This is a genomic window from Nostoc parmelioides FACHB-3921 (assembly GCF_014696625.1).
In the GTDB taxonomy this organism is placed as follows: domain Bacteria; phylum Cyanobacteriota; class Cyanobacteriia; order Cyanobacteriales; family Nostocaceae; genus Trichormus; species Trichormus parmelioides.
The window spans coordinates 1-20,495 of the sequence record NZ_JACJQL010000049.1 but is presented as its reverse complement, the minus strand read 5'-3'; the positions used below and the strand labels follow the sequence as shown (position 1 = coordinate 20,495).

The window sequence follows — 20,495 nt, the reverse complement described above, 5'->3', positions numbered from 1 at the left end:
TATATGGCTGCTATGAAAAAATTTCTACAGCTTAACAGTTGGTTGGCGATCGCCGCTTTAGCCTGGGGTGTCGGTTACTTATACAATGCCCGTTATGGGGGCGAACTCAGTTGGCTACGCATCATGTACGAGCAGAAAAAAGCGATCGCCAGTGAAGTCAAAGCACCTCAACGGATTTTAATTGTCGGGGGTTCTGGGGCGCACTACACCGTAGATGCCGGATTGATGCAGCAACAATTAGGCATCCCGACTCTCAACATGGCCACAGATGGCCCAGTAGGCTTAAATGTCATTCTACCCAGTGTCACCGATAGCATTAAAAAAGGGGATATTGTGGTACTCATACCGGAGTATCTCATCTTAAATGATAAAGATGGATTTGGCGATCGCTCTGGTCAGTTTAGTGTAGCCATTGGTAAACCCGGACTTGGGGGTGTTCCCGCCAAACAACTAGCCCAAGATATTATGTTGCTTGGTGTTCCTACATTGCGCGCAGTCACAAAGTCATCTGTAGAATTAGTAGAAAAAGGCCGCTTCACTGGTTATTACTCCGACCCCATCACTGCTAACGGAGATCCCACAGTGATGAAACAGCGCCTCAAGTCAGCTTGGTGGCAACTAAAAATTCAAGAGCCAGTTTCTCCTCACGCTTTACGACGTATTCGTCAGTTTAAAAAAGAAGTCGAAGCTAAAGGCGCAACTTTGGTTCTCGGCCTTTCGTGGATTTATGCCAGTACTGATACTAAAACCCTCAGCAATATCAGCAAAACTGCTGATAAACTCAGTGAAATTGCCCCTGTACTCTACGATAAACAAACCTTGAATGTAAAAACCGATTCTAGTCTGTTTGCTGATACCCACTACCACCTCAATCCTCCAGGTCGCCGCACCCGCACCACAGAGTTAGTAGAACAACTCAAGACCCTCAATATTATTCGTAATTAAGCTCAGGCAGAAGTGCAGGGGAGACAACAGGCGCGATTAATAGCATCTCTAACAATTGTACAGACGCGATTAATCGCGTCTCTGACCAATGACTCTTAACTCCACACTTTATAATTATGGCTGCAAATGAGGGAATATCCAAAAATATATTGACAAAGAAGCTAGATGATGTATTGGGGCTGGATTTGCGATCGCTAGCGGCTTTTCGCATCGGCATATCATTGATTCTCTTAACCGATTTGGGCATTCGCTTCAGCGATTATACTGCCCACTACACCGATGCAGGCGTTATGCCCCGCGCCTTACTGGCAGACATCAGCAAACCTTGGCACTGGTCACTCCATGCCATTAGTGGCGAACCTATCTTTCAAGTGGCGTTGTTTGGCATTGCTGCTGTGATGGCGCTCTTGATGCTAGTGGGGTATCACACGCGGATTGCCACCATTGCATCTTGGGTTTTGCTTATCTCCCTCCACAACCGGAATCCAGCACTTATTTTTGCCGCCGATGATGTGTTGCGCGCCCTGATGTTTTGGGCAATGTTTTTACCTCTTGGTGCTAGTTACTCCGTTGAAAGCGCTCTGAATACTCATACTCGCAAATTACCGGAAAGGGTAGTTTCTGGAGCTACTTTTGCCTTAATTTGCCAACAATGCTTTATTTATATATTCTCTGCCGCCTTCAAAACTAAAAGTCCAGTCTGGGTTGATGGGAGCGCTGTTTACTATTCTCTCAGTTTTGATCAGTACACCACTCCTCTCGGTCATTTTCTGCTCAACTTCCCGCCACTATTAACCCTGTTTACCTACGTTACCTTGGTGCTGGAATGGGTGGGGCCATTATTGCTGTTTATTCCCTTCCGTAACAGCTTCTTTCGGATGTGTGCTGTTACTACTTTTATCTTGCTGCACGCGGGATTTGGCTTAACTTTGAACTTGGGTATTTTCCCATTTTTGAGCATCTTCAGTTGGTTAGCCTTTTTCCCCAGTTCTTTCTGGAATGGACTGCAAAAGCGCCTGCAAACAGCAGAACGTCAAGGCTTGACAATTTACTTCGACGCTGATTGTGGTTTTTGTAAAAAAGTAGTGCATCTGTTACGGACACTATTAATTTTGCCAGGAACGCCGTTACTAATGGCGCAAGAATACCCAGATATCCATACTGATATGCAAACCTACAATTCCTGGGTAGTGGAAGATTGGCAGGGAAACCGACATTTCAAATTTGAAGGAATAGCCTATATCGTTAGTCTCTCACCTGTATTCCGCTTTCTGGTTCCCCTACTAACATGGAAACCGATCATGGCAGTAGGTACAAAATTTTATGAAGTAATTGCTTCTAACCGCAAAATAGCAGGTAATTTCACCAAACCCTTTAAATTCAAACCAATACAGATACGCTCATCACGGATTCTGAATATTTTGGCGCTGTTATTGCTGTTGTATACTTTTGTCTGGAATATCAGTAGTTATTCCCCCGATGCTTTCAAACGCAAGGTTTGGCAAAGTACACAATTTATCGGACGGGCTACACGCCTAGACCAATCTTGGAGTATCTTTGCGCCCGCACCACCGAGAGATGACGGCTGGCACGTAATTCCGGCTCGTTTGCAAGATGGAACCGAAGTGGATATTTTCCGGGGAGGAAGTCCAGTAACTTGGGATAAACCAGACTTGGGTTTACGAAGTGCCATTTACCAAAATATGCAGTGGCGTACTTATTTTATTAATTTGAATCGGGCAATCGGTAAAAAGCTCTACCCATTCTACGGAAAATATCTGTGCCGTACTTGGAATGCTCAACATACTAATGGGCAAAGTCTGAAAAGCTTTGATATTTACTTTATGAGTGAGCGTACTGTACCGCCAGGTAAACAGCAAAATGTTGAGAAAAAACAGACTTGGCAACAGTCTTGTTCTCAATAATTTATTAATTATTTGGTTGGTAATGGGTAATTGGTTTTTACCATTACCAACACTACATATATTGTCAATGTTCAAACGAACATAAAAGGATTATATTCTAGTAGTCTGGCAAGTCAACTTTGCAAGGTTAATAGGAGCAAAAAAATCTCCTTCTCCCCCTGCTCCTCTGCTTCCCCTGCTCCCTCTGCTTGCATTAGCCTAGCAATTTTGGGTTGGTGAACTACTAGGAAGCCTGACTGACTTTTTGCGGCCAGAGATAAATTCCGCCAGAGATTAATGTCAAAGCCACAGAAAGCCAAAAGGCAATTAAGGACACTTGTTGCCAATCTGATGATAGAGGTGCAATTAAAAGAGCGATCGCTACTATCTGACTCACAGTTTTCAACTTACCCCAAATATTCGCCCCTGTAATCGTCGTTTGATTAACGCGCCAACCAGCGATCGCCAACTCCCGCGCTAAAATCAAAAACACTCCCCAAGCCGGAATTTTCCCCAACTCCACCAAAACCAATAACGGCGCTAATACTAAAAATTTATCCACCAATGGATCAAGAAATTTACCCAAATCACTAACTTGGTTAAGTTTTCGCGCTAGATAACCATCTAACCAATCAGTCAAAGCAGCAACTAAAAAAATTGCCACACATACCCACCTAGCCTGTGATGTAGAGTCGTACAAACCATACAACAGAAATGGCACACCAAGAAGGCGAGAGAAGGTAATCCAGTTGGGTAAAGTCATGAATTTGGGTGAGGAAGTTTTTATTTATTAGTCCATAGTCAATAGTCAATAGTCAATAGTCAGTAGTTCATAGTTCTAGGACTTACGTATCTAGGTTGTCTGTTGAGACTGGGTGTAAGGAAGGGTTTTAAACATTTACACCCTACACCCCTATACCCTTACACCCCTATACCCCTCTGCTTCCCTATTCCCCATTTTCATCAGTATTGGGTTAAAAAAGAAACATGAAAATCCTTAAACCCATCACTGACTGGTTAGAAATCCGTGCTAGCGCCCCTGCATACACCGGCTGGGTGCTAGTGGGAGTTGCTGTTTGTTTTTTTGGTGCAGCGATTAATACAATGGCTGGCTGGTTGTATGCCATTAGCGGCGTAAGTTTTGCATTATTGGGGATAGCAGCTGTTTTACCACCGCGATCGCTCACAGGTCTATCTGTCACTCGCCATCCTATCCAACCTGTATCAGTCGGGGATGACTTAACTTTAGAATTAGAAATTCACAATCCCACCAAGCAATCCGTCAGTCTGTTACAAATTGAGGATATATTGCCATTTGTTTTAGGTAAACCCATCAAACAAGGGGTGGAAACAATTGCCAGTCAAGATACTTACCGTTGGGTACACTACCAACCTACCCAGCACCGGGGTATCTATCGCTGGCATACCGTAGAACTGGGAACAGGTGCGCCTTTAGGGTTATTTTGGTGTCGTCGTCAGCGTCAATGTGATGCTACAGCCGTTGTATATCCGACGGTATTACCTTTAACAACTTGTCCTTTAGTCGATGAATTAGGACAAGAAGAAAGCCAAAGGAGTGAATATCGTGGTCAACCATTGCAGACAGCCACATCTGGATTAGTGCGATCGCTCCGTCCCTATCGCCTTGGCGACCCCACGCGGTTGATTCACTGGCGGACTAGCGCCCGTTATGGAGAATTACGGGTACGGGAGTTAGAAATGGTGACAAGTGGACAGGAGATAATTATCGCCCTGGACAGCGCTGGTAATTGGTCAGCAGAAAATTTTGAACAAGCAGTAATTACCGCAGCATCTTTGTATTTTTACGCACAGCATCAGCAATTGCAAGTGCAGATTTGGACTGCATCGACAGGGTTAATCAAAGGAGAACGCCTCGTTTTGGAAACACTAGCAGCAACCAAATTCCTAGAAGAAGCTACCAATTGCGAACCACCAAACTCACCTTGGATTTGGTTAACCCAAAACTCTCTCAGTCTTTCTGGTCTGCCTCAAGGTAGTCGTTGGGTATTATGGCAAGACACATCATCTCTAAAAGAACAAGTAGTAATTAACAAAGATTACCCAGGCATCATCCTAGAGCAAGAAAAGGCTCTCCAACTCCAGTTACAACAACCCTTACATTCATTATGAAATTGTATTTTAATGATTCAAAATTTCAATGAATGCTGACAATTTAAATATCTTTCATGCCTAGCAATTCTTTGATCCCATCCCTTCTGCCCATAGCCATGTTTGAAAAATATAAATCATATCCCAAAACTAAACTTGGGGAAAACTCCCCAGCAATTCTCTAGTGAGGCTGAGGTACAATGCAAAGAAATATTTAAATAGTCAGCCGCCGATCCCCATGATTTCATCAGAAACTAACACAAAATCCAGCGATAAAAGTCTAGAGGCAATGCGCCATTTTTCAGAACAATATGCCAAGCGCACTGGCACTTTCTTCTGTTCTGAACCATCTGTGACCGCAGTCGTGATTGAAGGATTAGCCAAGCATAAAGACGAATTAGGAGCGCCTTTGTGTCCTTGTCGCCACTATGAAGACAAAGAAGCTGAAGTAAAAGCTACATACTGGAACTGCCCTTGCGTACCTATGAGAGAACGCAAAGAATGTCATTGTATGCTATTCCTCACACCGGAGAACGACTTTGTTGGCGAAAAACAAGAAATTTCGCTGGAAATGATTAAAGAAGTACGAGACAGTATGGCATGAGTGAAACCATGCCCACAGAGTTTTGGCAAGGTGTAGAACAATTTAACGCTGGACAGTTCTACGCCTGTCATGACACCTTAGAGGCTTTATGGATTGAAGCCAGCGAACCAGAAAAAACCTTCTATCAAGGTATTTTACAAATTGCTGTGGGTCTTTATCATTTGGGCAATCGCAACTGGCGAGGAGCGGTAATTTTGCTTGGGGAAGGCAGCAATCGCCTGCGACGTTACCCTTCAATTTATGGCAATATTGACGTAGATGAATTACTAAACCAGAGCGTGGGCTTGTTAAAAGCACTACAAGAACTTGGCGCGGACAAGATAAACGCTGGCAATCTCAGTGAAAGTCTCGCACTGTCATTACCGACAATTATGGTAACAAATAATTAGTTAGTCAAATGATAAGGAATAAAAATTTGGGGAACGAGAAACTTCTTATTCCCTAATTTTTTATGTGTGCGAAGAGACAACAGATGCAATGAATCTCTATTGTAATGGATCTATATTGTACAGACGCGATTCATCGCGTCTCTGAATATCGCTGAAACTTTAAACTTTAGCGTAGCGTCAAGATTTCAGCTAGCGACTATCTCATGCTACTCCTGATAGGAGATTATATTTTAGGAGAAAGTACTTGAGATAATTAGTATACAAGCCAGAATCCCGAATATTAAATTCCTATGATGCCCTGCTATAAATTACCTCTGTCAAAAATGCGCCGTCTGGGATTAGCTTTGCTACTACCTGTGACTTTATTCGCTACGGTAGCCTTGCCTAACCAATTATCGAGCGTTACAGCACAAACACCAGGGGGAAATCGCCCGCTTACGATTCGCTCTGATATTCAAGAATACGATGCTAAAAATCAGGTGATCACTGCTCGTGGTAATGTGCAGATGTTGTATCCAGCTCGTCAAATTCAGGCGACATCTGCTCAAGCACAATATTTCAGCAAGGAACGCCGCATTGATTTTAGTGGCAATGTCTATATTTTGCAGCAAGGTGGCAATAGTATCCGCGCAGAAAAGGTAACATACTTGATTGATGAAGGGCGATTTGTGGCCTTACCCCAATCCAATCGCCAGGTAGAATCCATTTATATGGTGGATGATGCAGAGCAAGGTGGCCAATCTAACGCGCCGGCTCCGACAACACCAGCATTACGACGTTCCAATTAGCATCAACCAACAAGACAGCATAGGCATAGTGAAAATTGTTTTAGAAAATATTCACAAGTCTTACGGCAAGAGAGTAATTGTCAATCGCGTTAATCTTTCTGTCGCTCAGGGTGAAATCGTTGGTTTACTAGGCCCCAATGGAGCTGGTAAAACGACGACGTTTTATATTGCTACAGGCTTAGAAAAACCTAATCAGGGGCGAGTTTGGCTAGATAGTTTAGATATTACTGGCTTACCTATGCACAAAAGGGCAAGATTGGGCATTGGCTATTTAGCTCAGGAAGCTAGTGTTTTTCGCCAACTTTCTGTACAAGATAATATTCTGTTGGTGTTTGAGCAAACCAATGTGCCGCGTTGGGAGTGGGCAAAGCGATTAAACACTTTACTACGGGAGTTCCGCTTAGAAAAAGTTGCCAGAAGTAAAGGTATTCAACTATCTGGAGGAGAAAGACGGCGGACGGAATTAGCAAGGGCTTTAGCGGCTGGGGGAGAAGGGCCAAAATTCTTATTGTTGGATGAACCATTTGCTGGTGTTGACCCGATCGCAGTCTTCGAGATTCAACAAATTGTCGCACAATTACGCGATCGCGGTATGGGAATCTTAATTACAGACCATAATGTTAGAGAAACCTTAGCCATCACCGACCGCGCCTATATCCTTCGTGAAGGGCAAATTCTGGCCTACGGCAATGCTGATGAACTATACAACAATCCCCTTGTCCGTCAATATTACTTAGGTGATAATTTTCAGGTTTAGTAGACGACGGTTGACGGTTGACGGTTTACTGATGACTGTACAGACGCGATTAATCGCGTCTCTGACAACTAACAACTGACTAATTAAATTATGGTAGCCAAGAAACTCTCGTCTTTTTACAGCTTTCATTCGCTGCTGCCTTTTACAATTATGGATCGCTACTTGACTAGCGAATTGCTGCCGACGTTTTTATTTGGTGTTGGGGCTTTTTCATCCATTGGTGTGACGATTGACGCTGTATTTGAGTTAGTCAGAAGAGTTGTAGAGTCTGGACTACCCGTTAGTATTGCGGTGCAGGTTTTTTTATTAAAACTGCCTAATTTCATCGTGTTGGCTTTCCCCATGTCTACGCTGTTGGCGACTTTGATGACTTATAGTCGTCTATCAAGCGAAAGTGAGTTGATTGCTTTGCGTGGTTGTGGGGTGAGTGTCTATCGCATGGTGATGACGGCGGTAATGTTGAGTTTTGTTGTCACAGGGCTGACGTTTTTATTTAACGAGCAAATTGCCCCAGCTGCAAATTACCAAGCAACTCTCACTTTAGAGAAAGCCCTGAAATCAGATAAGCCCAAACTCAAACAACAGAATATTTTTTACCCTGAATATCGGGATATACAAGAAAAAGATGGGACAAAGAACAGAATATTAACCCGCCTTTTTTATGCTGACCAGTTTGACGGGAAGCGGATGAAAGGGTTAACCATCATCGACCGTTCAACAGATGGTTTAAATCAAATTGTCGTCGCAGAATCTGCTGAGTGGAATGGCGCGCAAAGCATCTGGGATTTTTATAACGGCACCATTTATTTAGTAGCGCCCGATCGCTCTTATCGTAATATTCTCCGGTTTGAGAAGCAACAACTCAAACTACCCCGCACACCCTTAAGCTTGGCAGAACAAAGCCGCGACTACGGGGAAATGAATATTGCCCAAGCTTTAGACCAGCTAAATATTGAACGCCTTGGTGGCGATCGCCAAAAAATTCGTAAACTGGAAGTAAGAATCCAACAAAAATTTGCTCTGCCTTTTGTCTGTGTAGTATTTGGTTTAGTAGGTGCAGCGATGGGAACCATACCCCAACGCACAGGCAAAGGTACTAGTTTTGGTATTAGTGTCATAGTAATTTTTTCTTACTACTTACTGGGGTTTATCACTGGTGCTTTAGGACAAGCTGGGGTTTTTTCCCCCTTCATCGGTGCGTGGCTACCAAACTTTATTGGGCTAGGAGTAGGCATCTTTTTATTAGTGCGAGTTGCTCAACGCTAAACTAAAAGTACATTTCCCCAAAATTCAGGAGCCATGACTCTGACAATTCCCCCAGCTTATAGTCTGGAAGAATTCCTGAAACTCCCCGAAACAAAACCAGCGAGTGAATACATCAATGGCGAGATTTTACAAAAGCCCATGCCAAAGGGAAAGCATAGTCGATTGCAGTTAAGACTTTGCAATAGTATCAATGAGAACGCAGAGAGCCAGAAAATTGCTTATGCTTTCCCTGAGTTACGCTGTAGCTTTGGTACTCGCTCCATCGTACCTGATATAGCGGTCTTTAAATGGTCACGAATTCCATTTGATGCAGATGGGGAACCTCCAAATGATTTTTTATTGTATCCAGATTGGACAATTGAAATCCTTTCTCCAGAACAAAGTTCCAATCGGGTAATTGGTAATATTCTTTATTGCTTGCAGCATGGTTGTCAGCTAGGTTGGTTACTAGACCCAGCAGATAGGTCTATTTTAGTCTTCCAGGCAGGTCAACAACCAGAACTGTTGCAAGGTGGTGATTGCCCTTCTGTGTTGCCGGATATTCATCTAGAATTAACAGTAGATATGATTTTTGGTTGGCTCAAGATGTCAGATAATTAGCCAAAGAACATATCCTGCTGAAGATTCAAAATATCTATGGGAATTGGTGATTGGTCAAGTCGCTTTGCTCCAATTGAATTCGGCGCGAAGCGACTTGACTAAGTATATCTTCAACGGAACTTAGGTAAAGGTTGACCAAATTCAATTACTGGATAGTTAGGTAGAGTAGGGACTGGAGGATTAGAAGAATTAGTGTTGTTAAAATTGCTGGATTTTGGCGTGGGATTATTGGAGTTGAGGGGCGGTACACTGACAAACGGTTGCTGTTGCAGACCAGTTATGGGAGGCAGGGTACTAGGTAATTGTACATAAGAAGGGGTTGTTGGTTGTTGATTTTTGGGTGACTGTTGGAAGTTGCTTGATTGTTTAGCCACTTTGACAATTGCGGGACGTAAAACCCAGCGAGTGGGGTTTTGTCGAGTAGCAGGTTGTAGTTGTACTTTGTTTGCATCTACAGTAGATCCTGGGGCTAAATCTAAGACAATGCGAGTAACATTAGCGCTTAATTGAGAAACACGGACTCTTTGAACCGAACCGGTGTAATTTTGTTGTGTAGAAACCTTGCCTAACTGAGTATCGGGAATATCTACCACTAGTCTTGGCGGTTCATTTAAATAAAAGTACTGCGGTGTTTTACTAGATGAAAGGGTTATTTCTAGCTTTTTGGTGTCTGGGTAAAAGCGCCAATTATTCAGTTTTGCCATCTGTACCTGAGCCGCAATACTACTGCTTGTGACTAAAGTTATGGCGGTACACAAACTAGCGCCAAATAATTGTTTGCACCCCTGGATGTTGTTACTCATAATTGCCTTAGACATCACTATTTATCCCTTGTATGTTCAGCCATCAGGCCGGGAAATCATTGATCACCCATTGATTCTGAGACATTATTTGCTATGCTAATGGCTACGAGAATTTTCCGGTCTGACCTGGGCTGCTTCAGGTGTAGCATTAAATTCTAAAGTTTGCGAGATGTCACTGATAATTAATTGCCCTTGCAGATTACCTTTATCTGTCAGTTGCATTTGCATTTTCACTGATTGCGGTACGGTTATATTACAGAGTGTAGGTTGGTCAATTTTCCCGGCTAAACTCATTTGTTGATTTTTCCAAATACCAGACATGGTAAGAGGTTTGGCTTCTCCTGCTGAGAATAGCGCAGCGTTTAAGTAAATGCCCGACTGTTGAATGTTGAGCATCATTGGTGCTGATTTTTCGCAGTTAAGAACGTTATTTTTCCAGGTAAGACGATAACTATTTTTGAGGACTGGAGAAGCTTGGAGGTTTTTTTCTCCATAAAGAGTAACAATTTTAAACAAAATGAGAACTGAAGTAATCGCTACGCCATAAAATACTAAGGATTTCGAATTGAAATGATTCATGGTTTCAGTTCCTAACTGTGGGTTCTTGATGGATAACTTCAGGTAATACGGAAGTTAGGTGAGAGGCGAGTTGACTGTAGCGACGGGTAATTAGTAGGGAAGAACGGCATTGAATTGCTAGTTCATCGGTGTATCTGCCAAGGGTTTGACGTTCAATACCCCAGGCGCGGCTAGTACCGGCAATTGTTAAGTCTACAGTTTCCGATGCTGCTACTACTGCTTGTATTGGTTCTGGTGCTTGGATAATGGTAATTTGGATGCGATCGCTTACACTCTGAGGTAATTGTTCAATCATGGCGTGTAGCTCGTAGCTCAATTCATCTTGAATTTGCTGTTGGGGAATTACTTGTAATATCTGCAATGTGCAAGTGTCACGATTGATTAACAATCTTAACGCCAGGGTCAGTGCTAGATCATCATGAATATTTGCCGAGTAGGGAACTAATATACTTTCTAGTCTCTCCCCTCCCTTATCCACAAATACCGCTACATCCACGGGTGCAGTGCCGAGAATTTGCCCGACTCTTCCACCCAAGCGATTGTTACTAAAAGCCGGGCGGTGCCATCCCACGATAATTAAATCAGCCGACTCATTTTTGGCAATCTGTGCGGTTTCTCTGGCAACATTGCTGGATATTCGCACAATAGGATGAATGAAAGATTGCGTTGCTGGTTCTAAAGTACTAATTAACTCTTCTAGTTTTTGGTGACGTTGGGCAATTAAGCGGTTAGCCTCAGTCGGGGTACTTTCAAAGCCATAGTCTTCTTCTAATTCAATCAAACTCAAGGGGTTAACAATTGCCGGTTGTCGGTAATTAAGGGCAATGGCGACTGCTAATTGCAGCAAGCCTTTTTGGGTGCTGGGATTGGCTACAGGGACTAAAATGCGGTAAGGATAAGCTGTAATATCTAAACTGGTTTCTGTTTCTGCTTCTGCCTCAACTACATCTAATTTGATGAGTTTTTTGGGGTAAGTCCACTCTAGTAATGGCGAAGTCATAAATGTGGTTACCAAGGCCATAATTACCAGCATGGTAAACAGTAAGGGCGAAATGACACCCAATTCCAAACCGATGTTGAGGACGATTAACTCAGTTAAACCGCGAGTGTTCATCAACCAACCAAGGGCTGATGCTTCCCTTTTATTAATGCCACTGACACGAGCTGCTGTATAAGTACCAATATACTTGCCGGCGATCGCCACCAGTAAAACTGCTGCACACAATAACCAAAGTTCGGGGCGGTTCAACAAACCAATCTGTGTCCGCAAACCACTATAGGCAAAAAACACTGGCAGTAGAAATATTAAAACAAAATCTTCTGTTTTAATGGCTAATTCTCGGACTAAATCTGCATCCTTGGGCATAGCTGCACCTAATAAAAATGCTCCGAAAATTAGGTGAATGCCAATCAGTTCTGTAATCAATGCAGAAGCAACTACGGCTACATAAATCCCCGCCAGGACAAATTGGCTCAATCTGCCGGCGCGACGGTAGTGAACAGCCAGACGTTGAAGAAACCAACGCCCCACAGTCAGCATAAAGCCAATATAAACGGCACTTTCGATAATTGTGGGGAATGCTCCCATAATATTACCAGTACGAGCAACGGCGATCGCCACTGCTAATAAACACCAGGCGGTGACATCATCTACTGCGGCACAAGTTAAAGCCAATGTTCCCAAACGTGTACCTTGCAAATTATTTTCTGTGATAATTCGCGCTAATACGGGAAAAGCTGTAATCGACATAGCCGCACCTAAAAATAAGGCAAAGGCCGTAAAAGAAACACCAGCGTTGGAAACTAAAGGATAAAGCAGTAATGCCAACACTGTTCCTAAGGAAAAAGGTACTAAAATGCTGACATGAGAAGTTAAAACAGCTACTTCTAACTGACCACTCAAATATTTAGGATTGAGTTCCAACCCAATCAAAAACATGAAGAATATCAGTCCTATTTGAGATAAAACATTGAGAAAAGGAAGAGTCTCTGGTGGGAATAAAGTAGCCGCTAGATTAGGGGCTAATAAACCAAATAATGAAGGGCCGAGCATAATTCCCGCCACAATCTCACCAATTACTAAAGGTTGCTTGATTGATTTGAATCCCAAGCCTACCAGCCGTGACAATCCAATTACAATCAACACCTCAACCAGAACAAGAATAACTGTATGCATAGTTTCCTCAACAGTGAATACCTTGTTTCTCTAAGATAATTCTTCAAGTGAGTAGAAAATGTCAACCTTACTTAGCACATTTATAGTTAATTTATCTTGATTACTGATAATATTATGCAACTATAAATCCTGAAGAATTTTGGAATTAATTGCTAAATTATTGGCAAAATAGTCAATTTTTTTTAGATGCCTGATTTATTCGATGATTTGGATAGATTACACCTCAGGTTACTTGTCTTAAGGTATTTTGTTTATAGAGATTTTCACGTAAATTAAATATACTACTTTATCTTATAGCCTCAGATTTTACGTAGTTTCTCTACGAGGGAGTATTTACTTATGATTAGGTATTAAATGTTAAATATAGTCTGTGAAATAAACTACTAAAACATCTGCTCTAAATACTAATTATTATGTCTAGTCAAATGATTTCTATGCTGATTAACCCGGACTTCTCGCCAATTATTGCAACCTCAGTCCAGAGTCCGTAGGGGCGGGTTGAGCGAAATATTCGTGAATGATTCGAGCATATCTGTGAACCTGCCCCTACTGTTAAATATTTACAACACACTACTGGCGTGGCAAGTGGGCAATGCTACGTGTTTTTCAGGAATAAAGATAAACTAAGTTTATATTTTTGTAGTCAATAAATATACATTAATTATTGCTTGCTTAACTGTCTTAACTGTCCTTGCATTTTTACTTTATGGAAAATATTGTTAGAGGGCTGAAAAATAGTTTTTGATAAATAGCTTCTGCCACATAGTTAAGGTAATTGTGCGATCGCCTGAAATATCTGGAGACTCCAGGGACACTTAACCGTCTTTTAATTATTTGGGCTTGCTTGATCAAGCAAACAGATGTATTTTAAAAGATATCTGCTAATATCTGCGAAAAAAATCATAGCCAAAAAATTACAAAGCACTTGTTCCGTGTGGGCTTAACTCTGTGAGGATTAAGCATTTATGGCTGTGGTAAATCATATCAATTCTTGGTGAGTAAATAGTAGAAGTTGTGAAAATTCTGCTGGTAGAGGACGATGTACCAACGGCAACCTTACTGAGTGAGGTTCTCATGGCTGAGTACTATACAGTTGAGCTGGCAACAGATGGTCAAAATGGGTTAATGCTGGCGACTTTATCAAATTTTGACTTGATATTGTTGGATCTGCTAATTCCCAAGCTTGACGGTATCAACCTTTGTCGGCAACTCCGCGCTCAGGGGATTCAAAAACCGATTCTTTTACTTACAGCCAAGGATCAGAGTGCTGATGTTGTCAAAGGACTAGATGCAGGTGCAGATGATTATGTTACCAAACCCTACGATATCTCAGAACTGCTGGCGCGGATACGAGCATTATTGCGCCGAGGCAAGACGGAACTAATACCTAACTTGCTGAGTTGGGGAAATCTGGATGTCAATATTATCTCCGCAGAAGTTACCTATAAAGGACAGCCTATATCTTTAAGCCCTAAGGAATATAGCCTGCTAGGGTTGTTTTTACGTAACCCCCAGCGTATCTTTAGCCGTAGCGAAATTATTGATCGCCTGTGGTCAATTGATGCTACGCCAAGTGAAGGAGCTGTCACGAATTTGATTAAAGATTTGCGACAAAAGCTCAAAATGGTGGGAATGTCAGCCGAATTGCTGGAAACAGTTTATGGCTTGGGTTATCGGCTAAAGATGCCACCGCAAATTCAAGATGGCGAACAAAGTCACAAGACAGATGAACTGCGAAAAACCAAAAGTCAAACAGCAATTGCTGCCATAAATAAAACCATAGAACGCTACAAGGATACCTTTGCCCAACGAGTAACTTTGCTAGAGCGAGCCGAACAAGCCTTGCATACAGGACAATTGCTGGACGAACTAAGACAACAAGCCAGTAACGAAGCACACAAACTAGCAGGGACACTGGGATCTTTTGGTTACGAAACAGGTTCAAAGTTAGCGCGAGCAATTGAACATCTACTAATTAGGGACAAAAATTTAGCGTTAGAGGATGCTGTGCAACTGTCGGAACTTATTAGGCAACTTAAAGAAGCACTAAGTCAATCGCCCATTTCCTTTACCATTGAACAACTTGAGCCAGTTCCACTTCCTCTAGTACTGGTTATCAATGATGAATCCTTTGCCAATCAACTGAAAATGGAAGCTGCTGTTTGGGGAGTGCGGATAGAAGTAGCCCTCAATTGGGAGAACTATCCGCAAAGTTTTTCTCAGTTTCCCAAGGTAATTTTACTCAAGATCAATGGGCAGAAATCGAGTCAAAAAAGTCTAAAATTATTGGAGCAACTCAAACAACAGTTTCCTAATACGCCAATTCTTGTCATAGCAGAGCAAGATAACCTTACGCAGCGAGTAGCTGTTGCGCGTTTGGGAGCGCAGCGTTTTCTCACCAAACCTACTACTACTGAAGTATTGGAAGCAATCACCCAAATGTTAGCCCAATTCCAAGGTAGTCAAGGAAAAGTCATGATCATTGACGATGATCCGGTAATGTTGGATATATTGAGCAATTTACTCCAACCTTGGGGACTAGCGGTAAAGACATTGCAAAATCCGCAGAAATTTTGGGAAATTTTAATTACGACAACCCCTGACCTATTAATGATCGATTTAGAAATGCCTACATATAGTGGTATTGACTTGTGCCGTGTAGTGAGACAAGATTCTCATTGGGGAAATGTGCCTATTTTAGTAGTTACCGTCCACACAGACATCAAATCCATTCAACAGGTGTTTGCCGCAGGAGCCGATGATTTTATTGGTAAGCCTGTAGTCGGGCCAGAATTAATAACTCGTGTCATCAACCGCATTAATCGCTCTCGTTTACAACAAAAACTCAAAACCTAGAACTGGAGGATGCAGAGGTGAGGCTCTCCAATCTTTTTAGGAAAAGGTCAGCTAACAACGAAAAGCTGAAAATTTCCTTACAATTTATCCTCACCGTTCCCTTTGTGCTGCTAATAGGGGGAACAACAGGTTTAGTCAGTTATGTATCATGGCAAAATTCCCAAAATTCAGTCAATAGCTTGGCATATCAGTTGATGAATGAGATGAGCGATCGCATTCATTTATATTTGAGTAATTATTTAAAGACTCCACATTTAATTAACCGTCTCAATGTTCAAGCCAGCACACTCCAACATATAGACGTTACCAACCCTCAAAGTTTAGAACGTTATTTTTTTGCTCAGGTTCAAGAATTTGCTTCTCTGAGAGTCCATTTTATCAATCCTCAAGGGGGACTGATTGGAGCCGGCAACGATGAACGGGGTGTTACCATTTCCTCGACCAAAGATTTTAAAAAAGGAGAGCTTTATGTGTATAGCGTAGATAGTCAAAGGAAACGGAAGAAATTATTAGTTCATCAGCACAACTATGATGGCACTCAAAGACCTTTCTATCAACAGGCGCTCTCCACAGGCAAACCAACGTGGACATCGGTTTATTTATATGTACCGACTTCCAAAGGTTTAGGAATTGCTGCTAGCTACGCGCTTTATAACCAAAGACAAGAACTTCTGGGGGTTTTCACCAGCGATATAGACCTTGTGAGCATTAGTAAGTTCCTCCAGCAATTGCGGGTGGGTACTCACGGACAGGTATTTATTATGGAGCGTTCAGGATTGATCGTTGCGTCTTCAACCCCTGAACAACCATTCCTGACAGGTATGGGTGGGACACAAAATCAACGGCTCCAGGTGATACAAAGTCAGCAACCCCTAATTCGTTTAGCGGGTGAACATCTGCGATCGCACTTTGGTAACTTAACTCAAATTCAGACCATACAACAACTCACTTTTGACATTAAAGGCAAAAAGCAATTTCTCCTCGTCATCCCTTACAGTGATCAATTAGGACTTGACTGGCTGATTGTGACAGTGATCCCCGCCTCAGACTTTACCGCAGAAATTGATGCCAATACACGCCTAACGATAATTTTTACTATTGGGGCTTTAGCAGGAGCGATCGCTTTAGGATTATTTTTGACCCAATTTATTATCCGATCAATGGAACAATTGGGTCAAACTAGCTTGGCGCTATACAACGAGCTGCACTTACGCAAAATTGCCGAATTAGAACTGCGACGGCAAAAAGACTTGTGTGAAAGCATTTATAATGAATCGGCTGATGCTCTGTTCTTGGTAGATCCGCAAACACTGTTAATTGCCGACTGTAATCGTCGAGCAGTAGAACTATTTGAAGCTGACAGTAAAAGTGAACTACTTAGTATTAAAGTGAATACGCTTCAACTGCAACCATTCACCTCAGACGAACTAGCACAAATCACCGCCCAAATCCGGCACAAAGGTGTTTGGAACGCGGAAATTCAATATTTGACGCGCAAAGGAAATTTGTTTTGGGGCAACCTCGCAGCCAAGGAAGTGGCGATGGTCTGCGACTTACCGTCGGTCATCACTAACCAAGTGGTTCATTTAGTACGAGTAACAGATATTACTGAGCGCAAGCGAGCCGAAGCCGCCCTGCTACAAAGTGAAGCTCGCTTTCAAAAAATTGCCGCCGCCTCTCCTGCACAGATTTATATTTTGGCTTATTACCCAGATATAAATCAAATGCGTTATGAATATATCAGTTCCGGGGTGCAAGAAATTCAAGAATTAGAACCCCATCAGGTTTTGGCAAATCCTCTACTGACTTATCAGCAAGTTCATCCTGATGATCTCGCTCTCTACAATCAGCTAACAACTCGTAGCCTCAAAACCCTCAAACCCTTTGCTCATGAATGGCGAATTATTACACCCTCTGGCAAAGTGAAGTGGGTACGCGCCAACTCCCGGCCAGAACGCCGCCCCAATGGTGAAATTGCTTGGTACGGAGTGGTATTAGATATCACTGACCTCAAACAAGCCGAGGCCGCTTTGCGTGAGAGTGAAGAGAGATTTCGCCACGCGTTTTATGATGCTCCCATTGGTATGGCGTTGCTGGGATTGGAGGAGCAACAATGGTTGCAAACCAATCCCATGCTCAGGGAAATGTTGGGCTATTCTGAGTCGGAATTTTTCAACTTTCAAGCATTTGAGATCATTCACCCAGAAGATATTCATCGGCTAGAAAACTGCATCACACAAGTTTTGAGTAATCAGAATCCCAGAGTTCAGGTAGAGTTGCGTTACCTGTGTAATGGAGGACGCATTGCTTGGGGATTAACAAGCCTGTCCCTGGTGCGAGATTGCCAGAATCAACCGTTGTACTATGTGCTGCAAATCCAGGATATCACCGAACAACAAGCTATTGAACAGATGAAAAATGAGTTCATTTCTATTGTCAGTCATGAACTGCGTACTCCACTCACAGCCATTCAAGGATTTTTAGGATTGTTGAACACTAGTATATACGACAACAAATCACAAAAAGCCAAATGGATGATCCAACAAGCTTTAACAAATAGCGATCGCCTCGTGCGTTTGGTAAATGATATTTTAGATTTAGAGCGTTTGTCTTCTGGACGAGTACAACTTGTCAAAGAAGTCTGCAATGCCGCAGATTTAATGCAACGAGCTGTAGAAGCAGTACAGTCGATCGCCCTAGCATCTGCCATCACAATTTCCCTGACTCCAACCACCGCTTGCGTTTGGGCTTCTCCCGACTTAATCATTCAAACCCTCATCAATTTATTGAGCAACGCCATCAAGTTTTCCCCTTGTAACTCAGTGATTGCTTTGTCTGCTCAAACTCAATCAAACTGGGTACTGTTTAAAGTCCAAGACCAAGGCAGAGGTATCCCTGCCAACAAACTAGAAACCATCTTTGAACGTTTTCAGCAAGTGGACATCTCCGACGCTCGTGCTAAGGGTGGTACCGGTTTAGGTTTGGCAATTTGTCAAAGTATTATTCAACAGCATGATGGTAGTATTTGGGCAGAAAGTACCCTTGGTGAAGGCAGCACCTTTTATTTCACTTTGCCAATATCAGTAAAAGAACTATGAGCAAACGCATCTTGGTAATTGACGATGAAGAATCGCTGCGAGACCTTGCCTGTACTTGCTTAGAGGATTTGGGCGGATGGGAGGCAATTATCGTTCAATCGGGTCGTGAAGGACTTTTAAAAGCCCAAGAGTATCTTGTGGATGTAATTCTCCTTGATGTGTCAATGCCTGATATGGATGGGTTTCAGGTTTACGAGCAAATCAAAGCTAATCCTAAGACTCAAGCAATTCCCATAATTTTGCTCACAGCTAAAGTATTACCAGATGATTACAAGCGCTTTGCTCAATTGGATATAGCCGGAGTCATCACTAAACCATTCAACCCACTACTGATTTGCGAACAAATCATGCAAATGCTTGGTTGGAGTGATTAGTTAGGACGTTGTGGGTGTTCAGATCCCCGACTTTTTAAAAAAGTCGGGGATCTACCAATTACCAATTACTCTTATAAGTTTCTTATCTTCTTGATTTAATCTGAATTAACGTGAGTTCGACGAATTTTAAAAACCCCTCTCCATAGCTTGCTTCCCTGCAAGGCTACGGTGTACACACATCTTTTTGCTGGATGCAAAATGTCGTTCGATCCCCCTAAATCCCCCTTAAAAAGGGGGACTTTGATTCTTGTTCCCCCTTTTTTAAGGGGGGCTAGGAGGGATCAAAACGTTATGGGGCTAGGTTATTAGACTTGTGTGTACACCATAGCCCCTGCAAGGAGAGAGGCTTCAAAACACTAATTTCTCCTTGAGCTTTTAGGCTATTTAAGCCCCTCTCCGCCTCGGAGAGGGGTTTGGGGAGAGGTCATCGAACTCACATTGAATTAATAAATTCCAGCTTCCACAGCATTTTAATCATGACAATCAGGAAAATATTATTGATTGATGATGAACCGACGATTAGAGAACTTGTAAAAATTTGTTTAAATGATTTGGTGGGATGGAATGTGGTGACTGCTGCTTCTGCTCAAGCTGGGCTGAAACAGCTAGAGATCGAACGTCCTGATGTGATCCTACTTGATGTTTTAATGCCGGGTATGGACTTTACTACGTTTCTCTACAGATTGCATGGAAACCATTCACTTAGAACAATTCCTGTTATCCTGTTGAGTGTTAGAGCAGATTGGTTTACATCACAGCAACTTCAGCAGCTTGGTGTGGTTAAGGCGATCGCTAAACCTTTTAACCCTTTAACTTTACCTGATCAGATAACTCGCGCTTTGAATTGGAGTTTTCAGCCTGAGTATGAATTTACACTGTGAAGGGTATGGGGTTTGTTATGATTCCTGCGTGTAGTGTAGGGTAGACGGAGGAGATATCAGGCGTAATGGATTTTCTGTGTCAGCCCAGGCTCCACTCAGAAAAATTCAGTAGTCTACTTATCGCTGGAGAATAAAAGTCACACTATCCTTATAAGTTTCTTATTTTTGAATGGTATTTTGAAACCAATTAATGAGCAAGAGGGAGTTGATTGTCCATGTCTGAACAAAAATAATAGTCTAGGACTTACGCATTGACAAAATGGCAAAAGAGTGGATTGATAAAAAGTATCATCTACTCACTAGGTATCGAACAATCAGAGAAATCAGCAAACCCTCGACAGCACA

Annotated in this window: 18 protein-coding genes; 13 read left to right on the top strand and 5 right to left on the bottom strand. The window is 42.4% G+C overall.

Going from position 1 to position 20,495, the window contains the following annotated elements:
* The first annotated feature begins 12 nt into the window (after positions 1–12).
* Together H6G14_RS24205 and H6G14_RS24200 are read left to right on the top strand one after the other, a co-directional pair.
* Positions 13–945 carry a hypothetical protein gene (locus H6G14_RS24205; protein WP_242053523.1) on the top strand — a complete coding sequence of 311 codons (933 nt, stop codon included), beginning with the start codon at positions 13–15 and terminating at the stop codon, positions 943–945.
* Positions 946–1,061: 116 nt separating this feature from the next.
* Positions 1,062–2,870: an HTTM domain-containing protein gene (locus H6G14_RS24200; protein WP_190570340.1), complete on the top strand. Its 1,809-nt coding sequence runs from the start codon at positions 1,062–1,064 to the stop codon at positions 2,868–2,870.
* Positions 2,871–3,093: 223 nt separating this feature from the next.
* Here H6G14_RS24200 and pgsA read toward each other — a convergent pair whose 3' ends face one another.
* Complete coding sequence (gene pgsA / locus H6G14_RS24195; protein WP_190570338.1) at positions 3,094–3,612, bottom strand: CDP-diacylglycerol--glycerol-3-phosphate 3-phosphatidyltransferase; 519 nt, start codon at positions 3,610–3,612, stop codon at positions 3,094–3,096.
* A 224-nt stretch (positions 3,613–3,836) separates the two neighbouring features.
* On the opposite strand from pgsA, the gene H6G14_RS24190 reads away from it, so the two are divergent.
* The 5 genes from H6G14_RS24190 to lptB all read left to right on the top strand — a co-directional run bounded on the left by H6G14_RS24190 (position 3,837) and on the right by lptB (position 7,517).
* Positions 3,837–5,000: a DUF58 domain-containing protein gene (locus H6G14_RS24190; RefSeq protein WP_190570336.1), complete on the top strand. Its 1,164-nt coding sequence runs from the start codon at positions 3,837–3,839 to the stop codon at positions 4,998–5,000.
* Between the two features lie 217 nt (positions 5,001–5,217).
* On the top strand, positions 5,218–5,583 hold the full coding sequence (locus H6G14_RS24185) for a ferredoxin thioredoxin reductase catalytic beta subunit (RefSeq protein WP_190570334.1): 366 nt from the start codon (positions 5,218–5,220) through the stop codon (positions 5,581–5,583).
* A complete protein-coding gene (locus H6G14_RS24180) occupies positions 5,580–5,972 on the top strand; it encodes a DUF309 domain-containing protein (protein ID WP_190570332.1) in 393 nt (130 codons plus the stop codon). Before H6G14_RS24185 ends, H6G14_RS24180 begins: the two co-directional genes overlap by 4 nt.
* Positions 5,973–6,262: 290 nt before the next feature.
* Entirely contained in the window at positions 6,263–6,760 is a 498-nt protein-coding gene (locus H6G14_RS24175) for an LptA/OstA family protein (protein ID WP_190570330.1), read from the top strand.
* A 28-nt stretch (positions 6,761–6,788) separates the two neighbouring features.
* Positions 6,789–7,517 (top strand): LPS export ABC transporter ATP-binding protein, encoded by a 729-nt coding sequence (lptB, locus tag H6G14_RS24170; RefSeq protein ID WP_010998208.1) that lies wholly within the window; start codon positions 6,789–6,791, stop codon positions 7,515–7,517.
* Here the strand turns inward: lptB and H6G14_RS24165 are convergent.
* On the bottom strand, positions 7,494–7,646 hold the full coding sequence (locus H6G14_RS24165) for a hypothetical protein (RefSeq protein ID WP_190570328.1): 153 nt from the start codon (positions 7,644–7,646) through the stop codon (positions 7,494–7,496). The genes lptB and H6G14_RS24165 overlap by 24 nt on opposite strands.
* Positions 7,647–7,667: 21 nt before the next feature.
* Between H6G14_RS24165 and H6G14_RS24160 the strand changes: the two genes are divergently transcribed.
* Together H6G14_RS24160 and H6G14_RS24155 are read left to right on the top strand one after the other, a co-directional pair.
* On the top strand, positions 7,668–8,783 hold the full coding sequence (locus tag H6G14_RS24160) for an LptF/LptG family permease (RefSeq protein WP_190570326.1): 1,116 nt from the start codon (positions 7,668–7,670) through the stop codon (positions 8,781–8,783).
* 33 nt (positions 8,784–8,816) lie between these two features.
* Positions 8,817–9,383, top strand: a complete 567-nt coding sequence (locus H6G14_RS24155) for a Uma2 family endonuclease (protein WP_190570324.1) — start codon at positions 8,817–8,819, stop codon at positions 9,381–9,383.
* Between the two features lie 110 nt (positions 9,384–9,493).
* Here the strand turns inward: H6G14_RS24155 and H6G14_RS24150 are convergent, their stop codons facing one another.
* From H6G14_RS24150 to H6G14_RS24140, 3 genes are all read right to left on the bottom strand, one after another.
* The gene (locus tag H6G14_RS24150) at positions 9,494–10,201 is read right to left on the bottom strand and encodes an AMIN domain-containing protein (RefSeq protein WP_190570322.1); all 708 of its coding nucleotides are present in this window, start codon (positions 10,199–10,201) and stop codon (positions 9,494–9,496) included.
* A gap of 81 nt (positions 10,202–10,282) precedes the next feature.
* The gene (locus tag H6G14_RS24145; protein ID WP_190570320.1) at positions 10,283–10,765 is read right to left on the bottom strand and encodes a hypothetical protein; all 483 of its coding nucleotides are present in this window, start codon (positions 10,763–10,765) and stop codon (positions 10,283–10,285) included.
* A gap of 4 nt (positions 10,766–10,769) precedes the next feature.
* Positions 10,770–12,941, bottom strand: a complete 2,172-nt coding sequence (locus H6G14_RS24140) for a cation:proton antiporter domain-containing protein (protein ID WP_190570318.1) — start codon at positions 12,939–12,941, stop codon at positions 10,770–10,772.
* Positions 12,942–13,955: 1,014 nt separating this feature from the next.
* On the opposite strand from H6G14_RS24140, the gene H6G14_RS24135 reads away from it, so the two are divergent.
* The 4 genes from H6G14_RS24135 to H6G14_RS24120 all read left to right on the top strand — a co-directional run bounded on the left by H6G14_RS24135 (position 13,956) and on the right by H6G14_RS24120 (position 20,150).
* The gene (locus H6G14_RS24135; RefSeq protein ID WP_190570317.1) at positions 13,956–15,797 is read left to right on the top strand and encodes a response regulator; all 1,842 of its coding nucleotides are present in this window, start codon (positions 13,956–13,958) and stop codon (positions 15,795–15,797) included.
* Between the two features lie 17 nt (positions 15,798–15,814).
* Positions 15,815–18,895 carry a PAS domain S-box protein gene (locus H6G14_RS24130; protein WP_190570315.1) on the top strand — a complete coding sequence of 1,027 codons (3,081 nt, stop codon included), beginning with the start codon at positions 15,815–15,817 and terminating at the stop codon, positions 18,893–18,895.
* Positions 18,892–19,269 carry a response regulator gene (locus tag H6G14_RS24125; protein ID WP_190570313.1) on the top strand — a complete coding sequence of 126 codons (378 nt, stop codon included), beginning with the start codon at positions 18,892–18,894 and terminating at the stop codon, positions 19,267–19,269. The genes H6G14_RS24130 and H6G14_RS24125 overlap by 4 nt, the downstream gene beginning before the upstream one ends.
* 476 nt (positions 19,270–19,745) lie before the next feature.
* A complete protein-coding gene (locus H6G14_RS24120) occupies positions 19,746–20,150 on the top strand; it encodes a response regulator (protein ID WP_190570310.1) in 405 nt (134 codons plus the stop codon).
* Positions 20,151–20,495: the final 345 nt, after the last annotated feature.